2 pseudogenes are annotated in these 812 nt (G+C 43.0%); both read right to left on the reverse strand.

Features of this window, described 5'->3' with window-relative positions:
- Positions 1 to 611: pseudogene (bioI, locus tag ACWHAR_RS25620) on the reverse strand (biotin biosynthesis cytochrome P450); the annotation flags it as partial.
- A gap of 68 nt (positions 612 to 679) precedes the next feature.
- Positions 680 to 812 (reverse strand): annotated as a pseudogene (locus ACWHAR_RS25625) (biotin synthase BioB); the annotation flags it as partial.

The raw sequence follows: 812 nt of genomic DNA on the forward strand, positions 1-812 counted from the left end.
TGAGGGTGGCGTTTTCGCTTTTGAATCAGCTCTTTGAAATATGCCATAGCCTGCACAGCCATATGATTGCCCTCTGTTAATGCCTTTCTTGACCGGGTAAAATCAATCGTTTGAATGAGACTCGCAGCCCACTCCTTTAATTGCTCCCTATCTTCCTCCGGTACACCTATAATGTTAGCGATGACAAAGCTTGCTAAAGGAAAAGCAAAGTCCGAAATGACCTCCATCTTTTTTTTACCTTGCACTTGATCAAGCAAATGATGGACAGTTTCAATGATATACGGCTGATAACTCTCTGTCGCTCTCGGCGTAAACGCTCCGCTGGCAAGCGTCCGCAATCGTCTATGATCAGGCTGGTTCTGAAACAGCATCATTTGATTTTGCACCTGTGAAAGGTCCTGATATTTGGTTGAGCTCTCAGGCAGCGGGGTGCGGACTTTGAATCTCGCATCTTTCAAAATAGCAGCCGTTTCTTCATATCCTGTGACATACCAGCCCGGGTATTTTAAGAAACTCCCTTTATAGATAGGATGAACAGCTCGCAATGTGTCGTAAAAAGAATATGGGTTTTTCAAAAACTCAGAAGATGCAGTTGACGATGCAATTGTCACGTGATTTTCTCCTTTCTGTTCAAAAATAAAAGCAATCGACATCATACCGATTGCTTTTATTGATTCTTTCAGCTTTTCGCACTTAAACTGGCCTTCATTTCTTCGACTGATTCAACTTCAAAGCCTAAATCACTCAGCATTTTATGATCCTCCGTCTCCTCTTGCCCGGCAGTTGTTAAGTAGTCTCCGACAAAAATGGAG

It is taken from the genome of Bacillus sp. LR--39 (genome assembly GCF_053613335.1).